The 19423-nt window shown below is 37.5% G+C and carries 23 protein-coding genes; 11 read left to right on the forward strand and 12 right to left on the reverse strand.

Features of this window, described 5'->3' with window-relative positions; all coding sequences use genetic code 11:
- The first annotated feature begins 43 nt into the window (after positions 1–43).
- Both vapB and vapC read left to right on the forward strand, forming a co-directional pair.
- Positions 44–277 carry a type II toxin-antitoxin system antitoxin VapB gene (gene vapB, locus EHQ31_RS17200; protein ID WP_135572357.1) on the forward strand — a complete coding sequence of 78 codons (234 nt, stop codon included), beginning with the start codon at positions 44–46 and terminating at the stop codon, positions 275–277.
- Entirely contained in the window at positions 277–672 is a 396-nt protein-coding gene (vapC, locus tag EHQ31_RS17205; protein WP_135572359.1) for a type II toxin-antitoxin system tRNA(fMet)-specific endonuclease VapC, read from the forward strand. Before vapB ends, vapC begins: the two co-directional genes overlap by 1 nt.
- A 32-nt stretch (positions 673–704) precedes the next feature.
- On the opposite strand, the gene EHQ31_RS17210 is transcribed toward vapC, so the two are convergent.
- The 8 genes from EHQ31_RS17210 to EHQ31_RS17245 all read right to left on the reverse strand — a co-directional run bounded on the left by EHQ31_RS17210 (position 705) and on the right by EHQ31_RS17245 (position 6727).
- A complete protein-coding gene (locus EHQ31_RS17210) occupies positions 705–1640 on the reverse strand; it encodes an alpha/beta hydrolase (RefSeq protein ID WP_135572361.1) in 936 nt (311 codons plus the stop codon).
- Between the two features lie 73 nt (positions 1641–1713).
- Complete coding sequence (gene kdsB / locus EHQ31_RS17215; protein ID WP_135572363.1) at positions 1714–2454, reverse strand: 3-deoxy-manno-octulosonate cytidylyltransferase; 741 nt, start codon at positions 2452–2454, stop codon at positions 1714–1716.
- Between the two features lie 4 nt (positions 2455–2458).
- The gene (locus EHQ31_RS17220; RefSeq protein ID WP_135572365.1) at positions 2459–2986 is read right to left on the reverse strand and encodes a flagellar basal body-associated FliL family protein; all 528 of its coding nucleotides are present in this window, start codon (positions 2984–2986) and stop codon (positions 2459–2461) included.
- Position 2987: 1 nt separating this feature from the next.
- Positions 2988–3818 (reverse strand): flagellar motor protein MotB, encoded by an 831-nt coding sequence (motB, locus tag EHQ31_RS17225; RefSeq protein WP_135572367.1) that lies wholly within the window; start codon positions 3816–3818, stop codon positions 2988–2990.
- 9 nt (positions 3819–3827) lie between these two features.
- Positions 3828–4610: a motility protein A gene (locus EHQ31_RS17230; RefSeq protein ID WP_135572368.1), complete on the reverse strand. Its 783-nt coding sequence runs from the start codon at positions 4608–4610 to the stop codon at positions 3828–3830.
- Positions 4611–4613: 3 nt separating this feature from the next.
- Positions 4614–4832 (reverse strand): flagellar FlbD family protein, encoded by a 219-nt coding sequence (locus EHQ31_RS17235; protein ID WP_100743511.1) that lies wholly within the window; start codon positions 4830–4832, stop codon positions 4614–4616.
- 21 nt (positions 4833–4853) lie between these two features.
- The gene (locus EHQ31_RS17240) at positions 4854–5933 is read right to left on the reverse strand and encodes a glycosyltransferase (RefSeq protein ID WP_135572371.1); all 1080 of its coding nucleotides are present in this window, start codon (positions 5931–5933) and stop codon (positions 4854–4856) included.
- The gene (locus EHQ31_RS17245) at positions 5933–6727 is read right to left on the reverse strand and encodes an MlaD family protein (protein WP_135572373.1); all 795 of its coding nucleotides are present in this window, start codon (positions 6725–6727) and stop codon (positions 5933–5935) included. Before EHQ31_RS17245 ends, EHQ31_RS17240 begins: the two co-directional genes overlap by 1 nt.
- Positions 6728–6779: 52 nt before the next feature.
- Here EHQ31_RS17245 and EHQ31_RS17250 point away from each other — a divergent pair, with 52 nt between their 5' ends.
- The 4 genes from EHQ31_RS17250 to EHQ31_RS17265 are packed head-to-tail and all read left to right on the forward strand — an operon-like array spanning position 6780 to position 9115.
- Positions 6780–7778 (forward strand): zinc-binding dehydrogenase, encoded by a 999-nt coding sequence (locus tag EHQ31_RS17250; protein ID WP_135572375.1) that lies wholly within the window; start codon positions 6780–6782, stop codon positions 7776–7778.
- Entirely contained in the window at positions 7768–8298 is a 531-nt protein-coding gene (locus tag EHQ31_RS17255; RefSeq protein WP_135572377.1) for a hypothetical protein, read from the forward strand. Before EHQ31_RS17250 ends, EHQ31_RS17255 begins: the two co-directional genes overlap by 11 nt.
- Positions 8295–8603, forward strand: a complete 309-nt coding sequence (locus EHQ31_RS17260; RefSeq protein ID WP_135572379.1) for an LIC13255 family lipoprotein — start codon at positions 8295–8297, stop codon at positions 8601–8603. The genes EHQ31_RS17255 and EHQ31_RS17260 overlap by 4 nt, the downstream gene beginning before the upstream one ends.
- Positions 8604–8605: 2 nt before the next feature.
- Positions 8606–9115, forward strand: coding sequence for a hypothetical protein (locus EHQ31_RS17265; protein WP_135572381.1), 510 nt, complete (start codon positions 8606–8608; stop codon positions 9113–9115).
- A gap of 5 nt (positions 9116–9120) precedes the next feature.
- On the opposite strand, the gene EHQ31_RS17270 is transcribed toward EHQ31_RS17265, so the two are convergent.
- A complete protein-coding gene (locus tag EHQ31_RS17270) occupies positions 9121–10050 on the reverse strand; it encodes an acyl-CoA desaturase (protein WP_135572384.1) in 930 nt (309 codons plus the stop codon).
- 104 nt (positions 10051–10154) lie between these two features.
- Here EHQ31_RS17270 and EHQ31_RS17275 point away from each other — a divergent pair, with 104 nt between their 5' ends.
- Genes EHQ31_RS17275 through EHQ31_RS17295 form a run of 5 tightly spaced genes read left to right on the forward strand, consistent with a single transcriptional unit; the run spans position 10155 to position 16572 of the window.
- The gene (locus tag EHQ31_RS17275) at positions 10155–11369 is read left to right on the forward strand and encodes an aspartate kinase (RefSeq protein ID WP_004786328.1); all 1215 of its coding nucleotides are present in this window, start codon (positions 10155–10157) and stop codon (positions 11367–11369) included.
- Positions 11370–11381: 12 nt separating this feature from the next.
- Positions 11382–12434 carry a putative peptidyl-prolyl cis-trans isomerase gene (locus EHQ31_RS17280; RefSeq protein WP_135572386.1) on the forward strand — a complete coding sequence of 351 codons (1053 nt, stop codon included), beginning with the start codon at positions 11382–11384 and terminating at the stop codon, positions 12432–12434.
- Positions 12434–13984: a spiro-SPASM protein gene (locus tag EHQ31_RS17285; RefSeq protein WP_135572388.1), complete on the forward strand. Its 1551-nt coding sequence runs from the start codon at positions 12434–12436 to the stop codon at positions 13982–13984. The genes EHQ31_RS17280 and EHQ31_RS17285 overlap by 1 nt, the downstream gene beginning before the upstream one ends.
- Complete coding sequence (locus tag EHQ31_RS17290) at positions 13959–15569, forward strand: cytidylyltransferase domain-containing protein (protein WP_135572390.1); 1611 nt, start codon at positions 13959–13961, stop codon at positions 15567–15569. Before EHQ31_RS17285 ends, EHQ31_RS17290 begins: the two co-directional genes overlap by 26 nt.
- The gene (locus tag EHQ31_RS17295; RefSeq protein ID WP_135572392.1) at positions 15559–16572 is read left to right on the forward strand and encodes a tetratricopeptide repeat protein; all 1014 of its coding nucleotides are present in this window, start codon (positions 15559–15561) and stop codon (positions 16570–16572) included. Before EHQ31_RS17290 ends, EHQ31_RS17295 begins: the two co-directional genes overlap by 11 nt.
- 73 nt (positions 16573–16645) lie before the next feature.
- Here the strand turns inward: EHQ31_RS17295 and EHQ31_RS17300 are convergent, their stop codons facing one another.
- From EHQ31_RS17300 to EHQ31_RS17310, 3 genes are read right to left on the reverse strand one after another with little or no spacing between them, the layout of a single operon-like run.
- Complete coding sequence (locus EHQ31_RS17300; protein ID WP_002977218.1) at positions 16646–17317, reverse strand: response regulator transcription factor; 672 nt, start codon at positions 17315–17317, stop codon at positions 16646–16648.
- 11 nt (positions 17318–17328) lie between these two features.
- A complete protein-coding gene (locus tag EHQ31_RS17305; RefSeq protein ID WP_135572394.1) occupies positions 17329–18726 on the reverse strand; it encodes an NAD(P)(+) transhydrogenase (Re/Si-specific) subunit beta in 1398 nt (465 codons plus the stop codon).
- Positions 18726–19016, reverse strand: coding sequence for an NAD(P) transhydrogenase subunit alpha part 2 (locus EHQ31_RS17310; RefSeq protein WP_135572396.1), 291 nt, complete (start codon positions 19014–19016; stop codon positions 18726–18728). The genes EHQ31_RS17305 and EHQ31_RS17310 overlap by 1 nt, the downstream gene beginning before the upstream one ends.
- Positions 19017–19423 lie beyond the last annotated feature (407 nt).

Consider the following 19423-nt stretch of genomic DNA (forward strand, 5'->3'; position numbering starts at 1 on the left):
AATTATAACTTGACCTTTTGTGTATATACATCAGTATATACACATGACTCATGCATCAAAAGTTTTTATTAGTGGTAATAGTCAGGCTGTGCGGATTCCAAAAGAATTTCAAGTATCGGAAAAAGAATTATATATTCAAAAAGTTGGGAATACTCTATTCTTGTTTCCTAAATCTGACCCTTGGAAAGCTTTTGAGGAGAGCCTCCATGAATTTTCGGAAGACTTTTTTTCAGATGGGAGATCTCAACCAGAAAGTCAAATTCGAGAAACATTTTAATGTATTTAATTGATACAAATATTTGTATCTACTTTATTAAAAATAATCCAAAATCCGTAGTTCAGAAAATACAATCCATTCAACCATATCAAATAAAAATTTCATCTATTACTGTTGCTGAATTAGAATATGGCGCAGTTAAAAGTCAATTTCCTGAAAGAAATAGAATGACACTAATTAAATTCTTATCGGCCTTTGATATCATTCCATTTACTGATTCAGATGCCGAAGTATACGGTTACATAAGATCTGCTTTAGAAAGAAATGGCAAAATTATCGGGCCCTATGACATACAGATTGCAGCTCAAGCTATTTCTCGAAATTTAATCCTAGTTTCAAACAATACAAAGGAATTTACAAGAGTTCCAAATTTAAAACTAGAAAATTGGATTTAAATGGTTAAACTTCCAGAAACGCATAACAATAACTATATGTTTTTCATTTTATTTATATAAGTCAGAAATTCCAGAATATATTTCTTCCAATCTTGTGTATTCGAAGCGTATAGGAAATCATGAGATGCCTTTGAAATGACTGCTAAAGATTTATACGATTTTGTATTATTTACAATTCTCTGAATATCTTCTAGAAATACCCTATTATCTTTTTCACCGATTAAATACAAAACTGGAATATTTAAATCATTTGCATATTTGTATGGATTGAATGTAAAAAGATTCGTAAAGAGAGTAATACTCCCGAATAAAACCAAAAATTCAGCAAAAGGAAAGGAGGGAATTTTTAGAATTCTGAATCTATTTCTGGTTGTATTAAGAAAAGAATCAAATGGAGCCTGAAGGATAATGGCCGAAGGATCAATTTTGTATTTATAAATTGCCCGGAGAATCGCAACACTGCCTAATGAATGACCAAACAGAATTATTTTTTTGTTTTTATATTTGTATTTAAAAAAATTAAAAATTTGAAATACGTCTTCTGATTCATAAGTTCCCATTCCAGTATAAGATTCGGAAGATTGACCACTTCCACGAAAATCTACTAAAACAGTAGAATATCCATTCGAAATAAAGAATTCTGATTCATCGAATAATTGCGTTTTTGAAACTGCGTATCCATGAAATAAGATAATAATAGTAGTTGATTCAGTATTTTTAGAAAGCCAGTAGTTAAGTTTTATATTTCTAAATTCTAAGAACTGCGAAATATAATTGTTATTAATACAAATGTGATCTATGGGTTTTGGTATTCTTATTCCTATTAAAAATACTTTTAATAAACCAAGTATTGAATAATCCTCAGGTTTTTTAGTAGATCCTATTTCGTCCGCAAAATGTGAAAATCGAAAAACTTGGTTTAAGAAAAAAGTATTCAATAGAATTATCAGAATTAATGTTAATTTCATTATTATAAACTATTTACTGCATATCATATAACAGTAACTAGTTATCCCAAATAATCCTCTGCCAATATTTTCTCTAAATCAAACCCTTCTCTTTAAAATCGCGAATCACCACTGCTAAATCGGCAGGGGAATCCACACCCAAGTTGGCCTTATCCGAAAGATAAACACCAATGGTAGATCCATTCTGCAAAGCACGAAGTTGTTCTAAAGATTCTACCGTTTCCCAATCGGAAGTCGGCAGATGATTATAATTCATTAAAAATTCTCTTTCATAGGCATAAATTCCTAAATGCCGGTGGTAAGTTGCTTGCCCCTTAAAGGAAGCAGGGATTGGTGAACGAGAAAAATAATTAGCACGTCCGGTTTTGTCAAAGACCACCTTTACTTTGTTAGGATCTTTTGGGTCTTCTGTGGAAGTGAAGGGAACGGCCGCTGTGGTCATTTCCCAATTTCTATGTTTGGTTTTTAAATCCAAAACCCCATCAATGAGTTTGGATTCCATCCCCGGTTCGTCGCCTTGGATGTTGAGAATGATTCCAAAACTTGGATACTTTTCTGCGACCTCGATAATACGATCGGTTCCTGTGGGATGGTCGGGACTTGTGAGAACAGATTCGCCACCAAATCCTAAAACAACATCATGGATTCGTTTGTCGTCAGTGGCGACCACCAAACGGTGGATAGACTTGGAAAGGGAAGCGTGGTGGTAAGTCCACTGGATCATTGGTTTTGTTCCAATGAGTGCCAGTGGTTTTCCGGGAAGTCTCGTGCTCGCGTAACGAGCAGGGATCACACCGAGGATTTGGTCGGACATAGTCCTAGTTTACCAAGAACTCGGTAAAGTAAACCTCTTTGATTTTTCCATTGGTCAAAATGTGATTTAAGTGGGCTTTGATTTCCTCACGTAAATCCAATTGGTTGGTAATGGATTTTAAATCGTCCTTTGTTTTACGTGCAATGACAAGGTTAATGATGTTTTGCATTTGGGCCACTCGCGCTGCAAGTTCCGCAGAAAGTGCAGGTTGTCCCGATTCAAATCCAAGAGACATCTTCAACTTCACAAAGTGTGATTCTCCAACATCAGAAGTATTCACTCTAAATTCTTCTTGAAATGTGTAAACTTCCAAAGGAGGGGGAGCTTTCACAAGAGAGATATTCTTTTGTTGTTTAAACACACTTGTTGCCGTTTTTTGAGCAACAAACATCGATATAACGGTTACAATGATAATCCCAAAAATGGCCGCAGCAATGTACAATAACCATTTTACAATGGGAGACATCCCGGCAGAGGCGGTACTACCTTCGGCTAACCCACCTTCTTCTTCATCTACTTCACGGTCACCCATGTTAAAAATCTCCTTCTACATTTGTTTCAGTGTTCGGCAAACGAGTGTCAGGTAGTCCATATTTACTTTCTCCTGGCGCACGTTTGGTAGACTTCTCTGTTAGGATGATGATGTCTACCCTTCGGTTGAAAGCTTTTGCTTCCGGTGTACCTTCATTTTCCAATACAAGAGGTCTATAGGATCCAAAACTAACTGCTTGGAACCAACTTGGTTCAATTTCTTCTGAATTGATCATAAAAACAGTAGCGTTCACAGCCCTTGCTCCCGCCAAATCCCAGTTATTGATATATTCGCGTTCTTCACGACCAGGACGGTTCACGGGATTGACTGCATCATCATCACTATGTCCTTCCACTCGCACAAATCGTTCGAGTCCTTTGATAAGCCCCGCGGCTTTTCGTAACGTTTCTCGAATCGCAGGTGTTAAGATAGCTGAGCCAGGATAAAAATAATCAGCACCTACAAGGGAAATCACAAGTCCTCTTTCGTTTTCCGAAATTCGAACCTTCCCCGCTTCTACTTCTGGTTTAAAAACTTCTTGAGCATCTTTTTTGGATTTAGAGAGATTACGACCCACCACTTGAGAAGGAAGAGATTCAATTTGCATTCCCATTTCTTCTAAAGAACCTTTCGATAGTGTTTGTCCTCCAGTGAAAAATCCTGTTGTGGATTTGAATGCAGACAAAATAATTTGCATCTCTTTTGCATCTGTTTTCCCTGTGGTATACAAAAGAATAAAGAAACAAAGGAGAAGTGTCACCATGTCCCCATAAGTTGCCATAAACTCGGGAACTTTTTGGATGCACTCAGGGCATTTTTCTTTTTTAGCCATAACTAAAAATTAATCTCCGTCGTCTTTTAAGGCAGATCGTTCAGCAGGAGTTAAGAAACTCGCTAGTTTCTCTTTTACAATCCTTGGATTGTCCCCGGATTGGATGGATAAAGTTCCTTCCACCATAACTTGTTTGATCACAAGTTCATCTTCCGATCTTCGTGTTAGTTTTCTAACAATTGGTGCTGCAAATAAGTTCTGTGCAAGTGATCCGTATAATGTTGTAATTAGCGCCGTAGCCATACCTTGTCCAATGGCACTTGCATCCCCACCACCTAAGTTCTTTAACATCCCCACAAGACCCACAAGGGTCCCAAGCATCCCGAACCCTGGCGCAAAACCAGCGTAAGCATCCCACCAAGCACGACCATAAGCATGTCTTGTGGCAGTGTTCCCAATTTCGGTTTCCATAATATTTCGAACGAGTTCGGGATCGGTTCCATCCACTACAAGTTGGATTCCCTTCTTTAAAAATTCTTCAGGAAGTTCGTTGATATCATCTTCTAAGGCAAGTAAACCTTCACGACGAGCTTTTTCAGAAAAACTAACGAGTGTCGTAATGAGTCCTGGTAAATCAGAGGGGGGATTTTGGAAGGCTTTTTTGGTAACAGCACCCACTCCAATGGTTGATGTCCAAGGAAAAGAAATGATCGTGGCCGCTGCCGCCCCACCAAATGTAATCATCATCGAGGGTATATCGATAAGGTCTGTTAACGCAAGACCACCCGAAACCACCCCGAGTAACATCAAGGCCACTCCTAGGGCCAAACCAATGACTGTAGCTATATCCATTTCTTATGTTTCCTCAGGCCTTCTTTCACCAACTCGAGGGAGGTTATGGATTCTCGTTTGGTAAGCAATTACCTTTTCCACAACTTCCGCAACTGGCTCTTGTACAATGAATTTCTTTTCATTCACAAGAGTGATGATCGTATCTGGATTTGCTTCGATGGTCTCAATCAAATCTGCATTGAGAACAAATTCCGCACCTTTGAGTCGATGTAAAATGACCAAGAGATCCCCCTTCAGAGATTTCTATTTATGTCTATCGACTACCTTTCGGATTTCGCTTACGAATTTTTCTTCCGTAAATCGATTGATGGAATTTTGGAAATCTCCGCGTTTGAAATGGATCTTTTCTGCCCTCTGGATCGCCTCATTTAAGGATTTTACAGTCTGTTCCTTAAAAAACACCCCAGTTCTGTCCTCTTTCACTGACTCCAAAGCCCCTCCCTTCCCGAAAGCAATGACAGGGGTGGCATAGGCCTGTGCCTCAACCGGAGTGATTCCGAAGTCTTCCATTCCTGGAAAAATAAACCCTCGTGCCTTTTTGTAAAGTTCCACCACTTCTGTGCGTGGCAGACCTTTTTTCCAAAGGATATTTTTGGGAAGATTTTTGACTAGTTTTCCTTCTTCTTGGCCCCCACCCACAAGGATGAGTGGTTTTCCATTTTCACGAAAGGCTTCAATGGCAAGGTCTATTTTTTTATAAGGAGCAAATGCCGAAACCATCAGATAATATTCATCTTTTGAAACATCATTCACTCGGAAGTCTTGCGGCAAACAAGGTGGATAAACAATTTTATAATCACGTCTATAATACTTTTGGATACGTCTTCCCACAAAATGCGAGTTACACGTAAAATAATCCACTCGGTTGGCAGAAGCCGCATCCCAAGTACGAAGGTAATTGGCTATGGATTGTAACAGGAAAAATTTGAATCCGCTGCGACCAGGAAAATAATCATAATACATATCCCAAACATAACGCATAGGGCTATGGATATAACTTAAATGAAAAGTATCTGGATGAGGGATCACTCCTTTGGCAACACAATGGGAAGAACTTATCACCACATCATAACCTTTTAAATCTAATGATTCAATGGCCGTTGGAAATACTGGTAAATAATAACGATAATACTTTTCTTTAAAAGGAAGATTGTTAGTGAAAGCAGTTGTGATCTTTCTATTTTCAATCCTTTCGTTTAGTTTTCCTTTGGAATAAAAAAGAGTAAATAAATCCGCTTCTGGAAATGCTTTTAATAAACTATCGAGAACAAGTTCTCCACCGCGCATACCGGTGAGCCAATCATGTATAATTGCAACTTTCATTAATCTTGTGGTCCAATCCTTCTTCCCGTAATAGGCGTTGTACGTCCGTAATACGATGCTGTGATTAAAAATGGAATTGGCATGGTGTTCTCTAAATTTCTGGAACTTTCCATATAACGCCTTCCTTCTTTTCCAATGGTTTCTGCATCCTTTACAGTCGCAAGAAGTTCATCATACATTTCTGTACTCCCTATCAATTTGGGAATTGTGCCTTCTGTATGATTTAATTTATCGGAGATAGAACGAAAATCCAATGTGATTTGTCGGAGGTCTGCTCGATTTTCTTCCATTGTCACAGATGTGGCTTTGAAAAAATCATCAAAATACCGCGCCGACGGTAAATAGTCAGGAGTTTTTTCCCCTTCACGAAATGTTGGTTTGAAAAAGGGGCGTTTCCCATCGGAACTACCTGGATTGATATTAATGATCCTTCCAGAAAACAAAGTAATGGTTTGAAAATCTACTTCATAGTTATCCCAAAGGGTTAATGGATCTTCTAAAGCAATATGTAATTCAATCGCATGATCCATGTTATGGTCAAGGAATCGACGATCGGGCACATCAAGTAGCGGCCTTGAATCAATATGTGCCACATATCCTTTTTGGACTCCCAAAATCCGAACCTCTGTTCCTTCTTTGATTCCATCAATTCGGGAATAAAATAAGGATAACCTATAAGGATATTTTTTCGTGGGACGGTCCGGCTCGATGACCGTTGTGAAAAAAGCAAAGACCAAAATAGAAAAAAATACGATTCCTGTTAGGGCTTCTTTTGATAACTTTTTTGATTTCACGGGAGACTTAAAATTTTTCCTTTCAAAGAAAGAGTTGGCAAGCAGATTTTAAATGACTGAATGGGAGAAGATGAAAGCAGTTACCATCCTAAAATATGATGAATCCGAACCACAATTGGAACTCCGTGAAAAAGAAATTCCAACACCTAAGGAAAACGAAGTCAGGATCAAAATCCACCTTTCTCCGATCAATCCTTCCGACCTTATGTTCATCCGTGGACTTTATGGATTCAAAAAAAAAGCTCCTGTCTCTGCTGGATTTGAAGCCAGTGGAACCGTCGATGCGGTGGGAACTGCCATCAAAACATTAAAAGTAGGAATGCATGTATCCTGCGTGGCTCCTCAAAACGACGGATCTTGGGCTGAATACATGATCACCACAGAAGACAACTGTTTACCGTTAGTGGAAGGTGTGAGTCTGGATGAAGGATCTAGTTTTTTTGTAAACCCGATGACTGCTTGGGCGATGGTATCTAAATGTTCCAAAGAAGGTCATCCTGCTATGATCCAAACCGCTGCCGCAAGTGCTTTGGGGAAAATGGTAGTACGACTTTGCAAAGAACGTGGCATTCCGTTAATCAATGTTGTGCGAAAAAAGGAACAAGAAGATAGTCTGTTAGAAATTGGTGCAGAAAACATTCTAAACTCCACTTCTCCCAACTACCAAAAGGATTTATTCAAAATATCTAAAAAATTAAATGCCACATACGCTATCGATGCGGTAGCTGGAGAAACAGCACAGTCTCTAGTCGAATGTATGCCCTATGGATCAAAAGTGGTTTGTTACGGGGCACTCTCCGAAAAACCATTTGCTGTGAATTCCGGAATCATTTTATTCCAAAACAAAAAAGTGGAAGGGTTTTGGTTGTCTTCTTGGATTTATGAAATTGGTTTAGAAGAATTTCAAAAACAAGCCAAAGAAGCACAAAAATTTTTAAAAACTGTTTTCCAAACTAAAATCAACAAACGATTCAAATTTGAAGAATACAAAGAAGGTTTGGAATTTTACAAACAACATATGACCGAAGGGAAGGTAGTATTTGGTCCGTAGATTATTTATATTTTTCTTAATTCTTTCTTCCTTTGTTTTTACTCATTGCCTGAGTGAACCAAAAAAGAATTTAGAAAGTCTTAAAGCGTGTCAGTTTGATTTGGTGGATGTTCGTATAGATCTAAAACCAAATCCAAACTTTCCACTGATTCCTTTGGTGGATTTGTATCCCCAAGTTTCCGTAGTGAATCCAAATAGTACCAAGGTTTCAATCTACCAATTTGATTTGGAAATTGAACTTGTGACTCCTTCGGGAAAAGAATATATTGGGAAACTTCAAAATGAAACTCCCCTTGAAGTGGAACCCAATGCAACAGGACTGGTAGTTTTAAAACTGGTTCCAGAACAAAAACAGTCAATTCTTCCCAAACTTCTTATGTTAGCAAAACAACTCTCCGATGCCGCAAAACGAGGAGAAGATGCAGAATTTGAAATTTATGGTACTGTCCAAATAGATAGTGCTTTTGGAAAACTTCCGATTCCTGTAAGAGAAATTTCTCGGATCAAACTTAAAAAATGAAATTGTTTTTCTCTAAGATTGGGATCTCCCTCTTTCTTTGTGGGTTGTCTTTCCATTGCATCCAAAATCGAGATGATTTATTTTATACCGCACAGGAAGGAAACCAAAAGACGTTTGAAACCTATACATTAAAAAACTCTTCTTGCGGAACAAACAAATTGCCCGGAGCATTACTGCTCGGTAGAGTAAAAATAGATGATTTAAAACTTTGTTTTAGAGCCATCGAACTTACTGATTGTGTTACTTGGAATACGGAAGGATATGTTCCTGGATCTTGTAAAGCAATTGGAACGAGTTTTAAGTAGTTATGTGGAGATATTTATTTGATTTATCATCCACTGAAATCCTCCTATTCGCATCACTTGCGTTTGCTGGCATTTTCCTTCTGCTTTTTGGCAAACTTAGAAAAAAAGAAACACATTTAAATTCAAAACAGAAACTTGGTACGGGATTGGATGATCCAACAAACCAAACTTTAGGCAAACCAAAAAAAGATACCAAACAATCAAAAGATAACAATCTAAAGGTGATGGAAATTTTTGATTATAATGGAATTAAAATTCTACACCAAGACGGAGCTTATACTGTTAACGATCAGGGAGTGGTTACCAATTATATGAATTGGAATCTGCTTCCTTCCAAATACCAAAAAATGGTCAAAGAGTTGGATAATCGGTCTCTGGGTGAAAAAGGAGAAGATTATTTTTTAGAAATGATTAACGGATTTTATTATGTGTCATTGCCGGGCGGAAAGAAAAAAAAGTATGATTCCATCCAAAGTATCCCGGCAGACATTCGCAAACGATTGGGAGTATAAAACTTTTAAGTAGAAAGTACTCCCACTTTATTTTTTACCTTTTCTGTCTGTTTTACTCGTAACGAACGTTTTGATTCTTTTTGTTCACGGTCGCGGAGGATTCCTTCCTCCAAAACTTTCTTAGGTGGTTTTTTTAAATCCCAAACAATTCCAAACCAACTGAGTACTTTCAAAATATAATAAGAAATATCTATTTCATACCAATAGAAACCTTGGTTGGCAGAAGAGCAGTAATAATGATGATTGTTATGCCAACCTTCTCCCATGGTCAGAAGGGCAAGCCAAAGATTATTTTTGCTGGTATCTCTAGAATCATATCGCACAGAACCAAACACATGGGAAAGCGAATTGATGGTCCAGGTAGCATGTCCCAAAAAGAAAGTAGAAACCGCATAACCATAAACAAGCCAAGCCCAACCACCGACTAGGTAAAGTAAGATGGCATAAGAAAGTGGAGCGATCCAATGGTAACGATCTAAAAAACGAAGCTCAGGATATTTATAAAAGTCAGGGATTAGTTTTGCTTCGTAATCATTATAATCATTTCTTAGAAACCATAACATATGGGAGTACCAAAACCCTTTGCGACTCGGAGAGTGAATGTCTTTTTCGGTGTCTGAGTATTTATGGTGATTTCTATGGTGTGCCGCCCACCAGAGGGGACCTTTCTGCATGGACATCGCGCCAATCCAAGCCAAAATGAATTGAAACACCCGGGAAGTTTTAAAGGAGGCATGGGAAAAATAGCGGTGGTATGCGGCAGTGATTCCAAACATCCTAAGGAAGTAGGATCCAACAGCTAACCAAACTAGGGACCAAGAAAAGGGAACGGTAAAAATGGTAAGGACGGTAGCCTGGACCAAAAAAAACAAAATTAAAAAAAGCAAAGGAGCCTGTTCTTTGACAACTGGCTCAACGGTAGAAGAAGAATTCATGCAAGTAAACCTATACTTATTGGAGTCCCCTACTTACGTTTGGTTGCAAAAAAATTCATTCTACTTGATTCCCGATTTGCCTGTAGCACCCTGTCCATATACCCATGTCATCGAAAATCGTTGTCCAAAAATACGGTGGAACCTCCGTTGGTGACACCACTAAAATCCAAAATGTGGCCAAACGTATCAAACGTTACCACGACGAAGGTCAGAAAGTTGCCGTTGTTGTTTCTGCAATGGGACATACTACTGACGAACTTGTCGACTTGGCTGACCAAATTTCCAAAAATCCTCCCAAACGAGAAATGGACATGTTGCTTTCGACAGGCGAACAAGTGTCGATCGCTCTTCTTGCCATTGCTTTAAATGAAATTGGAGTACCTGCCCAATCCTTTACCGGTTCCCAATTAAAAATCTTAACGGATGGAAACTTCTCCAATGGAAAGATCGAAATGATTGATCGATCTCGCATTGATGAAGCCTTTAACAAGGGAAAGGTGGTCATAGTTGCGGGTTTTCAAGGAATTGATAAAGACGAAAATATTGTCACCTTGGGACGTGGAGGAAGTGATACTTCTGCCGTGGCTCTTGCAGCAGCACTTGGTGCTGATGAATGTGAAATATATACAGATGTAGACGGTGTTTATACCGCCGATCCAAGAAAAATTCCTACTGCAAAGATGCACAAACAGATCACTTACGAAGAAATGTTGGAACTTGCAAGCCTTGGTGCTGGAGTCCTTCACTCTCGAAGTGTTGAATTAGGTATGAACTATAACGTGGTGATCCACGTAAGATCCAGTTTCCACGACAAACCGGGAACTTTAGTGATGAGTGAGGACAAAATTATGGAAAAAATGAAAGTGAGTGGAGTGACTGCCAAAGGTGACCAAGCTCGAGTAACCATTGCCGATGTTAAAGACAAACCAGGAATTGCAGCAGAGTTATTCACACAATTAGCGAATAAAGATGTAATCGTGGATGTGATTGTTCAATCCTCACCAAGAGATGGAATCAATACCATTTCCTTTACCATTGCTAAAAAAGATATTTCTGCAGCGAAACCAATCATTGATGCTTATGCAAAAGATCATGGAAATGGAAAAGCAGAAATTGATGAAAATATTTCGATCGTATCGGCGGTTGGTGTGGGAATGAAATCTCACGTAGGTGTGGCAGCGAAGATGTTCCAATCCCTTGCGGAAAAAAACATCAATATTGAAATGATCTCTACTTCAGAGATTAAAATTTCTTGTGTCATCAAACAAAACCAAGCAGAAGACGCAGTAAAGGCTTTACACACTACGTTCATCGGATAATTTTACGACCGTATGCAAAAAGGATCACGAGTGGCTCGAGTTTTCGTTTTATTTTTTGCATCGGTTTTTATCTTTAGCCTTTTTTTTACCCCTCTCATCAGTTTAAGTTCTTACGAATCCCTAAATTCCGTTTTAGCCATTGTTGGACCAAGGTCCATTTCAAGTTTGGATTATGAAGAAGGAGTCGAACGTTATAAAAACCTATCTCGTTTTTTTCCCAACTATCGCAAAAAAGGTTCTCTACATTCGCAAGTCATCGATTTTCTTATTGATAGAGCTGTAGTAGACAATGTTGCAGATGAGGAATCCGTTCAGGTAAACGAAAAACGTATCGAAGCTGAAATTCAAAAAAGAATGGAAGCACAAGGAATCACCGACTTAGAACAATTTAAAAAATCAGTCCAAGTCCAATTTAACTTACCTTATGAAGTTTGGTTAGAAGATTTACCTTACCAAATTAAAAAAGGACAACTATTACAAATTAAAGTTAGTCCTCCCTTACCTTCGGAACAAGAAGTTCAATCATGGTATAACAAAAACAAGGCGAAGGTAGGTTCGGAATTCAAATTTCGAGAGATTGTTTTTTCACCAGCCAATTCATCCATCGATGAAGAATCAAGAGTGTTCAATGAACTTACAGAAATTCGAAATAAATCTTTAAAAGATCCTTCCTTTTTTAAGTTAGTAGCCTCTGGTCCCAGAAACGAATCTCGATATCGTTTGAATGGGGGACTTGTCAATTGGGTTCCCACTTTTGAATTGTATAAATCGCAACCAACTACTGCTTCCGTATTGGCACAAGTTGGTGGTCAGGGAAAAATATCTGAAGTGTTCCGAGACGATCGCAAAAGATACTGTTTAGTTTTTGTTGAAGGAATGAGACCTACGCCGCTTGATGCTGTGAGAAAAGGTATTCAAGGATTTTTATTTAGAGAAAAAGAACAAACTTCCTTTGAAGAATGGGTATCCAATACAAGAAAAAATACTTCTATCTCCATCTTTGATCCCATTTATATAAAAGAACATAACATCAATAATCCGGAAGAAAAATACAATACTGATTGATGATGAATAAAAAGGAATATAACCCAAGTTTTGCGGCTGTTTACTTAGACCCTAAGTCCATTCAATTTTTAGTTCAGAATTTTAAAATAGAATTGTGGGAAGAGTTTTTAAATCGTCTCTTTCAAGTTTTTCCTGAAATTCCAGTTCATATCAATTCCAATACCTCACTTTCTGAAAAATTAAATTCTACTTCCCTAAAAAAAGGAATCATTGTTCACGAAGATGTTTCTAAAGAATATGAATTTCTCCTCAAATTAGGAAAACTTTTGCCAGAGTCAAAGTTTAAAGATCCCGATTGGGACGAGGTTTGTTTTCTTTATTTCACAGGGATTTCTCCGCTTTTGGATACGGACCTCACCGAAAAAGCGTGGACCCGTCATAAAAACTTTTTTAGCCAATATTCCTATTCAGAAAACTTACCGTCAGGGCTCACACCTACAATCATAACTCGTGAATTCCTAACGTCCTTACCCGATACACTGACCACCGACATCCATTCGTTTTTCCTAAAAAATATCAACCAATACGATGTGGATATTTTTTATAAAGCACCTGACCTTCGCCAACTTCGATTAGATTTTCGTTTGGCTTCGATTCGTTCTTTAACTCTCATCCAAGGTTTGTTACCAATGAGAGAAAGTTTATCATACGACAACCTCCTTACCAAATTAAAAGAAAATCCTCAGTTTTTTCGCAGTGCACCTTCTTACTTGGAATGGGAAATTTACAAAGGTTGTGAACTTAAGTGTACATTCTGTCCAAGAGAGTTTTCTGATATAACCAATGATGGAAGTTTTGTTTCTTTAGAAGATGTAAAATCAACAATCACAAAACTGAATACAGAACTTTTTTCTCCGATTACTATCAGCCTTTCTGGGAATGGAGAACCCCTTCTCCATCCTGATTTTAAAAATGTTGTTTTGGAAATTCTAAAACTAAATTTACTGAATGAACTCATCATTGAAACAGCACTCTACACAAATACAAGCTCATTGTTGTCACTTATAGAAGGTTTAAGTCCTTCAGATAAAGAAAAACTTTGTGTCATCGTCAACGTAACCAGTTTAAATCCAGAGGTTTATAAATCCTTATATGGAAAACCAGAATTGGAAAAAGTACTAGATACGGTTGATTTACTTTCGCAAGTACTTCCTAATCAATCATTACATGTTCAAATGATCAAAATGAAAGAAGTGGAAGAAGAGATTGATCCGTATTTTACCTTCTTTGAAAAAAAAGGAATTAATATTATCTTACAAAAATACAATACATTTGCAAACAAACTACCAGAACGTCGTGTTAGTGATCTCACTCCGATTCATAGAGATTTTTGTTGGCATTTGGTGCGAGACTTATCTCTGTCCGTAGATGGAAAGGTTTCTATTTGTAAACAAAACCAAAACGAAGTCATCGGAAATTTGTACCAAGAAACACTGAATCAGATTTGGCAAAAAGGATTAGATTTTTTTAAACATAGCTTTCATGGTGAACACGATAAAATTCCTGCCCCTTGTTTGAATTGTGATGAGTGGTATACTTTCAACGCGTGATTGTTTTGCCTTTATTCAGGCAAGACTAGGTTCCACAAGATTTCCAAAAAAGATTTTAAAATCCATCCCAGAAGGATCCAATACTTCAGTTCTTTGTCATATTCATAACCGTCTTTCCTCAATTTTTCCCCAAGCGCAGATTGTTTTTTTAGTTCCTGAAGGGGATACAGAACTCATTGCATTTCTTCAACAAAGAAACTTCCAATACTTCGTTGGATCAGAAACGGATGTTCGAGATAGATTTCGAAAAGCTTGCCTTCATTTCCAAGCAAAACATATTTTCCGCCTAACAGGAGATAATCCCTTTATCGATTTAGAGTCTATACGTTATTTGTACGAAGCGATTACCTATATTTCTGATTCTTATTATAGTCTTTCGATGATTGGTTTGCCCTTGGGAATGGGTGTAGAATGTTTTTCTGCAAATTCTCTATTGTTTGATTTAGAAGGCAAAGCTCTCGAACGTCATACGGAACATGTTTCTCTTCATATCAAAGAACATCCTGAAATTCATAAACAATTTCGTTTGTCTCCGGCTCATCTCCATCAGTTCACAGATGTAAATCCAAGTTCTCTTCGAATCACTGTTGATGAATCCAAAGATTATGAACTGGTTTGTTCCTTGTGGGAAAGGTTAGGAACGAAAGATCCTTACTTTGGTGCCAAAGAAGTGATCCAACTTGCAAAAGACCAACCAGAAGTTTTTCTGGTGAACGCTTCTGTGGAACAAGTTACTTTTTCTTTACCTAAACCAAATCGAGATTCCAAACAAGTGCGAATAGTTTATGGTGAACCTTCTCTTTTTGGAAGTGGACATTGGGAGCGATGTAAATCATTATCCGTATTTTTAGAAATGAATGGATATGATCCAATACTTTCTGACAAACCAGATCTACAATCTCCAAATATACCGCAGATTCTGGATATGAGAGAAATTGAATTTCCCTTAAACCATTTGTTTTATATCGATAATCTCCATCACTTGCCAAACGAATTCAATTCTAGTTTTTTTCTACCAAATCCTGTAGCACCAATCAATCAGGGAGATCCTTTATCTTATTTTAGTTCTCCACTTTCTGAATTGGATTGGAACCAAACCACCATCCCAGGGAAAATTCTTGTGTATGCAGGCAATTTAGGAAAAGAACAATCAGAACAAATTGATTCCAATCTATTACAATATCTTAATTCGAATGGTTCTCTTGGAAAAACTAATATAAGTTCGGTGATCCGCATAGGAGGAACACCTTCCGTCAATACGGAAGTAGATTATATCCCTCGAGTTTCTTATATTGAATTTTTAAAACAAATTCAAACTTCTGAATTCGTTCTTACTTACTTTGGCCAAACGATGATGGAATCTCTTGGTTATGGTAAAAAAGTTTGTTTGATTGGGATCACACCTATCCATGAATCTTTGGGTCAATTTGCTGAAAAAGAATTAGGAATTCCCTATTTAGGATCTTTTTCTGAATTAAACGGAAACAATCAATTTCCTAATGTTTTTCCTCATTTAAAAATAAAATTAGTTCGCGATGCTCACTTAAAAATTTTGAAATGGTTAGAATCTATTTATGAAAGCTAAAATACAAATTCTATTCGTCTGTTTTATTTTGTTATTCTTATCAAATCCTATTTTTTCACAAACAGATGATAAAGAAACTATTGAAATCAATGCAAAGATTGAATTAGAAAAAGTAAGTCGAAATATCATCAATGCACTACGTTATGGAAAATTCCTTTTAGCGGATACAGAATGGAAAAAAATTCAATCTGATGTTTATAAAACTTATCCTGAATATGATTATTTAAATGGAAGTTTGTTGTATTCCCGAATGGAATGGCAAGAGGCGAAAGAAAGTTTAATCAAAGCTCTTAAAAAAGAACCAAACCATGAAGCTGCAAGTTTCCTACTAGGAATGATTTATGCTCAGGAAGATAGTTGGGCTGAAGCAAAAGATACTTGGATCGAAACCAATCAAATTTCCCCATACAATCCTTTTTATCATTACAATTTAGGACTTGCCTACTTCATTCTGAAAGACTATAACAATGCGATTGTATCCTTAAATAAATCTTTAGAATACAAAGCTAACTACAATGAAGCAAAACTCATTTTAGCAAAAACTTATTTAGAACTAAATGAAACAGAAAAAGCCAAAGTGGAACTTTCCACCATTTTGGAACAAGATTCCAAACATATCCAAGCCTCCCATTTAATGGGCCGTGTGGTCTATTTGATTGAAAAAGATCCAAAAAAATCTCTCACCTATTTAAAAAACCAAAGAGTCCTAGGTTGGAGAGAGAAAAAAATATACGCACGGTGTTACTTTGAAATTCGTAAGTGGAAAGATGCGGAAAACCTACTTCGCCCAATCGCTTACTCACCGTTTGCTGATGAATATGACCAAAGTTTTTATTTAAACTTACTTTTGAATTTAGGATATGATGAAAGAGCAAACGACTTTTTTCATTTTATCCAAAAACAATCACAAAACGAATCTAAAATTGCCGAAGCATACAGAATGTTACTCTCTTCCCGTGAGGGAAAAGATTTATTGTATCACTATTATAAACTTAGGTATTAATTAACTGTTATTGGATGCTATATATGAATACTTGAATTTATCTTCTAGTATTCATATTCTATAGTTCAAAGAATTAAGAAACTACGATATCTGTTTTGGCTTGTGTGTATTTCCACTCCACAGCCACACGAATTAGTTTTTCGTTTTCTGTAATGCTGAGTTTGGATTTAATACGGGAACGCAAAGTTTCTATGGTAGAAGGAGCAAGGCCCATATTGGCCGCAATTTCTTTGACTGGCATCCCTTCCCCAATCATGAGAAACACTTCCAATTCGCGGTTGGACAATCTGTCGATGGGATCTTTTTCGTCTTTTTGGGAAGCTCTGTATAAATGTCCAAGCAGTCGAGTGGCTTGGGAAGAACTTACAAAATAATCTCCCTTTAGCACAGTGTGAATGGCTTCTACGATTTGTGTGGTAGTGTCTTCTTTGAAAACATAACCCATAGCGCCGAGTTTAAAGGCACGATCCACAAAGGTATCATCCGTCAACATACTGATGATGATGACGGCAATATTAGGAAAAGTTGTTCTAAGACGTTTGAGTAACTGCAAACCATTTTGGTTTTGTTTGAGTTGGATATCAATTAACACCAAACTTGGTTGCAGTTTTTCTATATCATTAAATGATTTTTCAATGTTATCCGCACTCCCGATGCACTCTAAATCTTCCGATTTAGCAATTAGGTTTTGTAGTGCATCTACTACAAGAGGGTGGTCATCAACGATATAGACTTGTTTCTTCATATTATCCGGCTCTAAGATTCTTTTAAAGCTGCGATCATCTCTTGAGTTGCTTTTTTACCATCACCAAACAACATCAAACAGTTGTCAGCAATGAAGAGTGGGTTAGGCACTCCAGCAAATCCAGGACTAAGGGAACGTTTAATGACAACTACTGTCTTTGCATTTCCAACATCCAAAATCGGCATACCAGCGATTGGTGATTTTGGATCTGTTTTTGCAAGAGGGTTTGTTACGTCATTCGCCCCATTGACTATCACAACATCAACATTTTCGAAAGTACTATTGATCTCGTCCATCTCTTTCAATCGATCATAAGGAATATCTGCTTCTGCAAGTAATACGTTCATATGACCAGGCATACGACCTGCCACTGGATGAATTGCAAAGGTAACATCGATACCACGTGCAGTTAAAAGTTGATATAAATCTCGAACAGTATGTTGTGCTTGCGCTACAGCCATACCATACCCAGGGACAATCACTACACTTCGTGCGACATCTAACAACATTGCGACTTCTTCAGCACTTGTTGACTTCACTTTACCTGAGTAAAAATCGCCATCATCTTTCATTTCTGTAGCGACAGCCCCGAATCCACCAAAAAGTACATTCGTCAAACTACGATTCATCGCTTTACACATGATTTGTGTTAGAATAATTCCAGAAGCACCAACAAGTGATCCAGCAATGATGAGAACGTTATTGTTAAGAACAAATCCTGTTGCAGATGCTGCAATCCCTGAGTAAGAGTTAAGAAGAGAGATTACCACTGGCATGTCTGCTCCACCAATTGGAATCACGAGGAAAACCCCAAGAAGTAAACTCACACCACTTAAAATCCAGTAGATAGATTCATCGGTGGGAACTAAACATCCATACACACCAAGACCCACTGCGGTAAGACCAACTAAGATTTTAACAAGTTGGTCACCGGGATAACGAACTGCTTTTTCTGTAATAAAACCTTGTAACTTACCGAAGGCGATAAAACTTCCAGAGAAAGTAATTCCACCAACAATTGCAGAGAATACAATGGATACAATTTCTTGGTAGTTAACTGCGAATGCATATTTAGGAATGGAAAGTTGGAGTGCTGCACCGGCAACAAAGACCGAAGCAATTCCACCAAAACCGTTGAGTATGGCTACAAGTTGTGGCATTGCAGTCATTTGGATTTTGATTGCTAAAATAATTCCGATGAGTGATCCAATCAGAACACCAACAAGGATCCAATCATAAGTTAAAATGGCTTTGTCGAAGAGTGTCGCAACAACAGCGATGAGCATCCCCAAGGCACCGAGTAAATTTCCTCTGGTTGCGGTTTTGGGATGAGCCAATTGTTTGATTCCAACAATAAAAAGAATGGAAGCAACAAGGTAAGAAAGATTAAGGATGCTGATTAATTCCATTATTTAGGTGCGTCCTTCTTTTTAAACATTCCGAGCATTCTATGAGTCACAAGAAACCCACCTACTACGTTGATCGTAGCAAAAATAACAGAGAATAAGCCCAAAATTTTGGTGATATTACTCTCTTCGATCCCGGCAGCATAAAGCGCACCAATCAAAGTAATGCCGGAAATGGCGTTGGAACCCGACATAAGAGGGGTGTGGAGGATGGGAGGGATTTTTGTGATGATTTCAAATCCCACGAAGATCGCTAGGACGAAAATCGTGACGGCTGTAACAAATATTTCCATAAACTAGTAGTAGTTATGGAAAAAATGGCCATTTTGGAAACAAAATTTTCAGGAATTTTACCCATGTAGGGTTCTGAATTCATAAAAGAAACAGGATTCAATGGTATTTGTTCACAAAATTAAGCGCTAAAAATGGTTTCTTTTGTGGGCGGAAGGCCAGACTCTACTATCTTTTTGGTTTTTTTGGATTTGTCAGATAGTAAAACCATTCAAACCAATGCTAAAATTCTCATTCATTTAATTCTAACGGCCTTACTGTAAGAATGACATCAACAGAATTTGTATTATGTTTGTTCTGTGAACTTACAAATGTTTTGTTTTGACAATTCAATAAGAACAACTAACCTTTTAGTAGTTCCACAGATGAAATCCCTTTTTATCATCCTTTTTTTCCTATTTAATTGTCA

It is taken from the genome of Leptospira montravelensis (genome assembly GCF_004770045.1).
GTDB classification, from domain to species: Bacteria; Spirochaetota; Leptospiria; order Leptospirales; family Leptospiraceae; genus Leptospira_A; species Leptospira_A montravelensis.

What these genes read in the sequence shown, in the direction of transcription:
- vapB (WP_135572357.1), top strand. Translation starts at nt 44, where the DNA reads ATGACTCATGCATCAAAAGTTTTTATTAGTGGTAATAGTCAGGCTGTG.
- vapC (WP_135572359.1), top strand. Translation starts at nt 277, where the DNA reads ATGTATTTAATTGATACAAATATTTGTATCTACTTTATTAAAAATAAT.
- EHQ31_RS17210 (WP_135572361.1), bottom strand. Translation starts at nt 1,640, where the DNA reads ATGAAATTAACATTAATTCTGATAATTCTATTGAATACTTTTTTCTTA.
- kdsB (WP_135572363.1), bottom strand. Translation starts at nt 2,454, where the DNA reads ATGTCCGACCAAATCCTCGGTGTGATCCCTGCTCGTTACGCGAGCACG.
- EHQ31_RS17220 (WP_135572365.1), bottom strand. Translation starts at nt 2,986, where the DNA reads ATGGGTGACCGTGAAGTAGATGAAGAAGAAGGTGGGTTAGCCGAAGGT.
- motB (WP_135572367.1), bottom strand. Translation starts at nt 3,818, where the DNA reads ATGGCTAAAAAAGAAAAATGCCCTGAGTGCATCCAAAAAGTTCCCGAG.
- EHQ31_RS17230 (WP_135572368.1), bottom strand. Translation starts at nt 4,610, where the DNA reads ATGGATATAGCTACAGTCATTGGTTTGGCCCTAGGAGTGGCCTTGATG.
- EHQ31_RS17240 (WP_135572371.1), bottom strand. Translation starts at nt 5,933, where the DNA reads ATGAAAGTTGCAATTATACATGATTGGCTCACCGGTATGCGCGGTGGA.
- EHQ31_RS17250 (WP_135572375.1), top strand. Translation starts at nt 6,780, where the DNA reads ATGACTGAATGGGAGAAGATGAAAGCAGTTACCATCCTAAAATATGAT.
- EHQ31_RS17260 (WP_135572379.1), top strand. Translation starts at nt 8,295, where the DNA reads ATGAAATTGTTTTTCTCTAAGATTGGGATCTCCCTCTTTCTTTGTGGG.
- EHQ31_RS17265 (WP_135572381.1), top strand. Translation starts at nt 8,606, where the DNA reads ATGTGGAGATATTTATTTGATTTATCATCCACTGAAATCCTCCTATTC.
- EHQ31_RS17270 (WP_135572384.1), bottom strand. Translation starts at nt 10,050, where the DNA reads ATGAATTCTTCTTCTACCGTTGAGCCAGTTGTCAAAGAACAGGCTCCT.
- EHQ31_RS17275 (WP_004786328.1), top strand. Translation starts at nt 10,155, where the DNA reads ATGTCATCGAAAATCGTTGTCCAAAAATACGGTGGAACCTCCGTTGGT.
- EHQ31_RS17280 (WP_135572386.1), top strand. Translation starts at nt 11,382, where the DNA reads ATGCAAAAAGGATCACGAGTGGCTCGAGTTTTCGTTTTATTTTTTGCA.
- EHQ31_RS17285 (WP_135572388.1), top strand. Translation starts at nt 12,434, where the DNA reads ATGATGAATAAAAAGGAATATAACCCAAGTTTTGCGGCTGTTTACTTA.
- EHQ31_RS17290 (WP_135572390.1), top strand. Translation starts at nt 13,959, where the DNA reads ATGAGTGGTATACTTTCAACGCGTGATTGTTTTGCCTTTATTCAGGCA.
- EHQ31_RS17295 (WP_135572392.1), top strand. Translation starts at nt 15,559, where the DNA reads ATGAAAGCTAAAATACAAATTCTATTCGTCTGTTTTATTTTGTTATTC.
- EHQ31_RS17300 (WP_002977218.1), bottom strand. Translation starts at nt 17,317, where the DNA reads ATGAAGAAACAAGTCTATATCGTTGATGACCACCCTCTTGTAGTAGAT.
- EHQ31_RS17305 (WP_135572394.1), bottom strand. Translation starts at nt 18,726, where the DNA reads ATGGAATTAATCAGCATCCTTAATCTTTCTTACCTTGTTGCTTCCATT.
- EHQ31_RS17310 (WP_135572396.1), bottom strand. Translation starts at nt 19,016, where the DNA reads ATGGAAATATTTGTTACAGCCGTCACGATTTTCGTCCTAGCGATCTTC.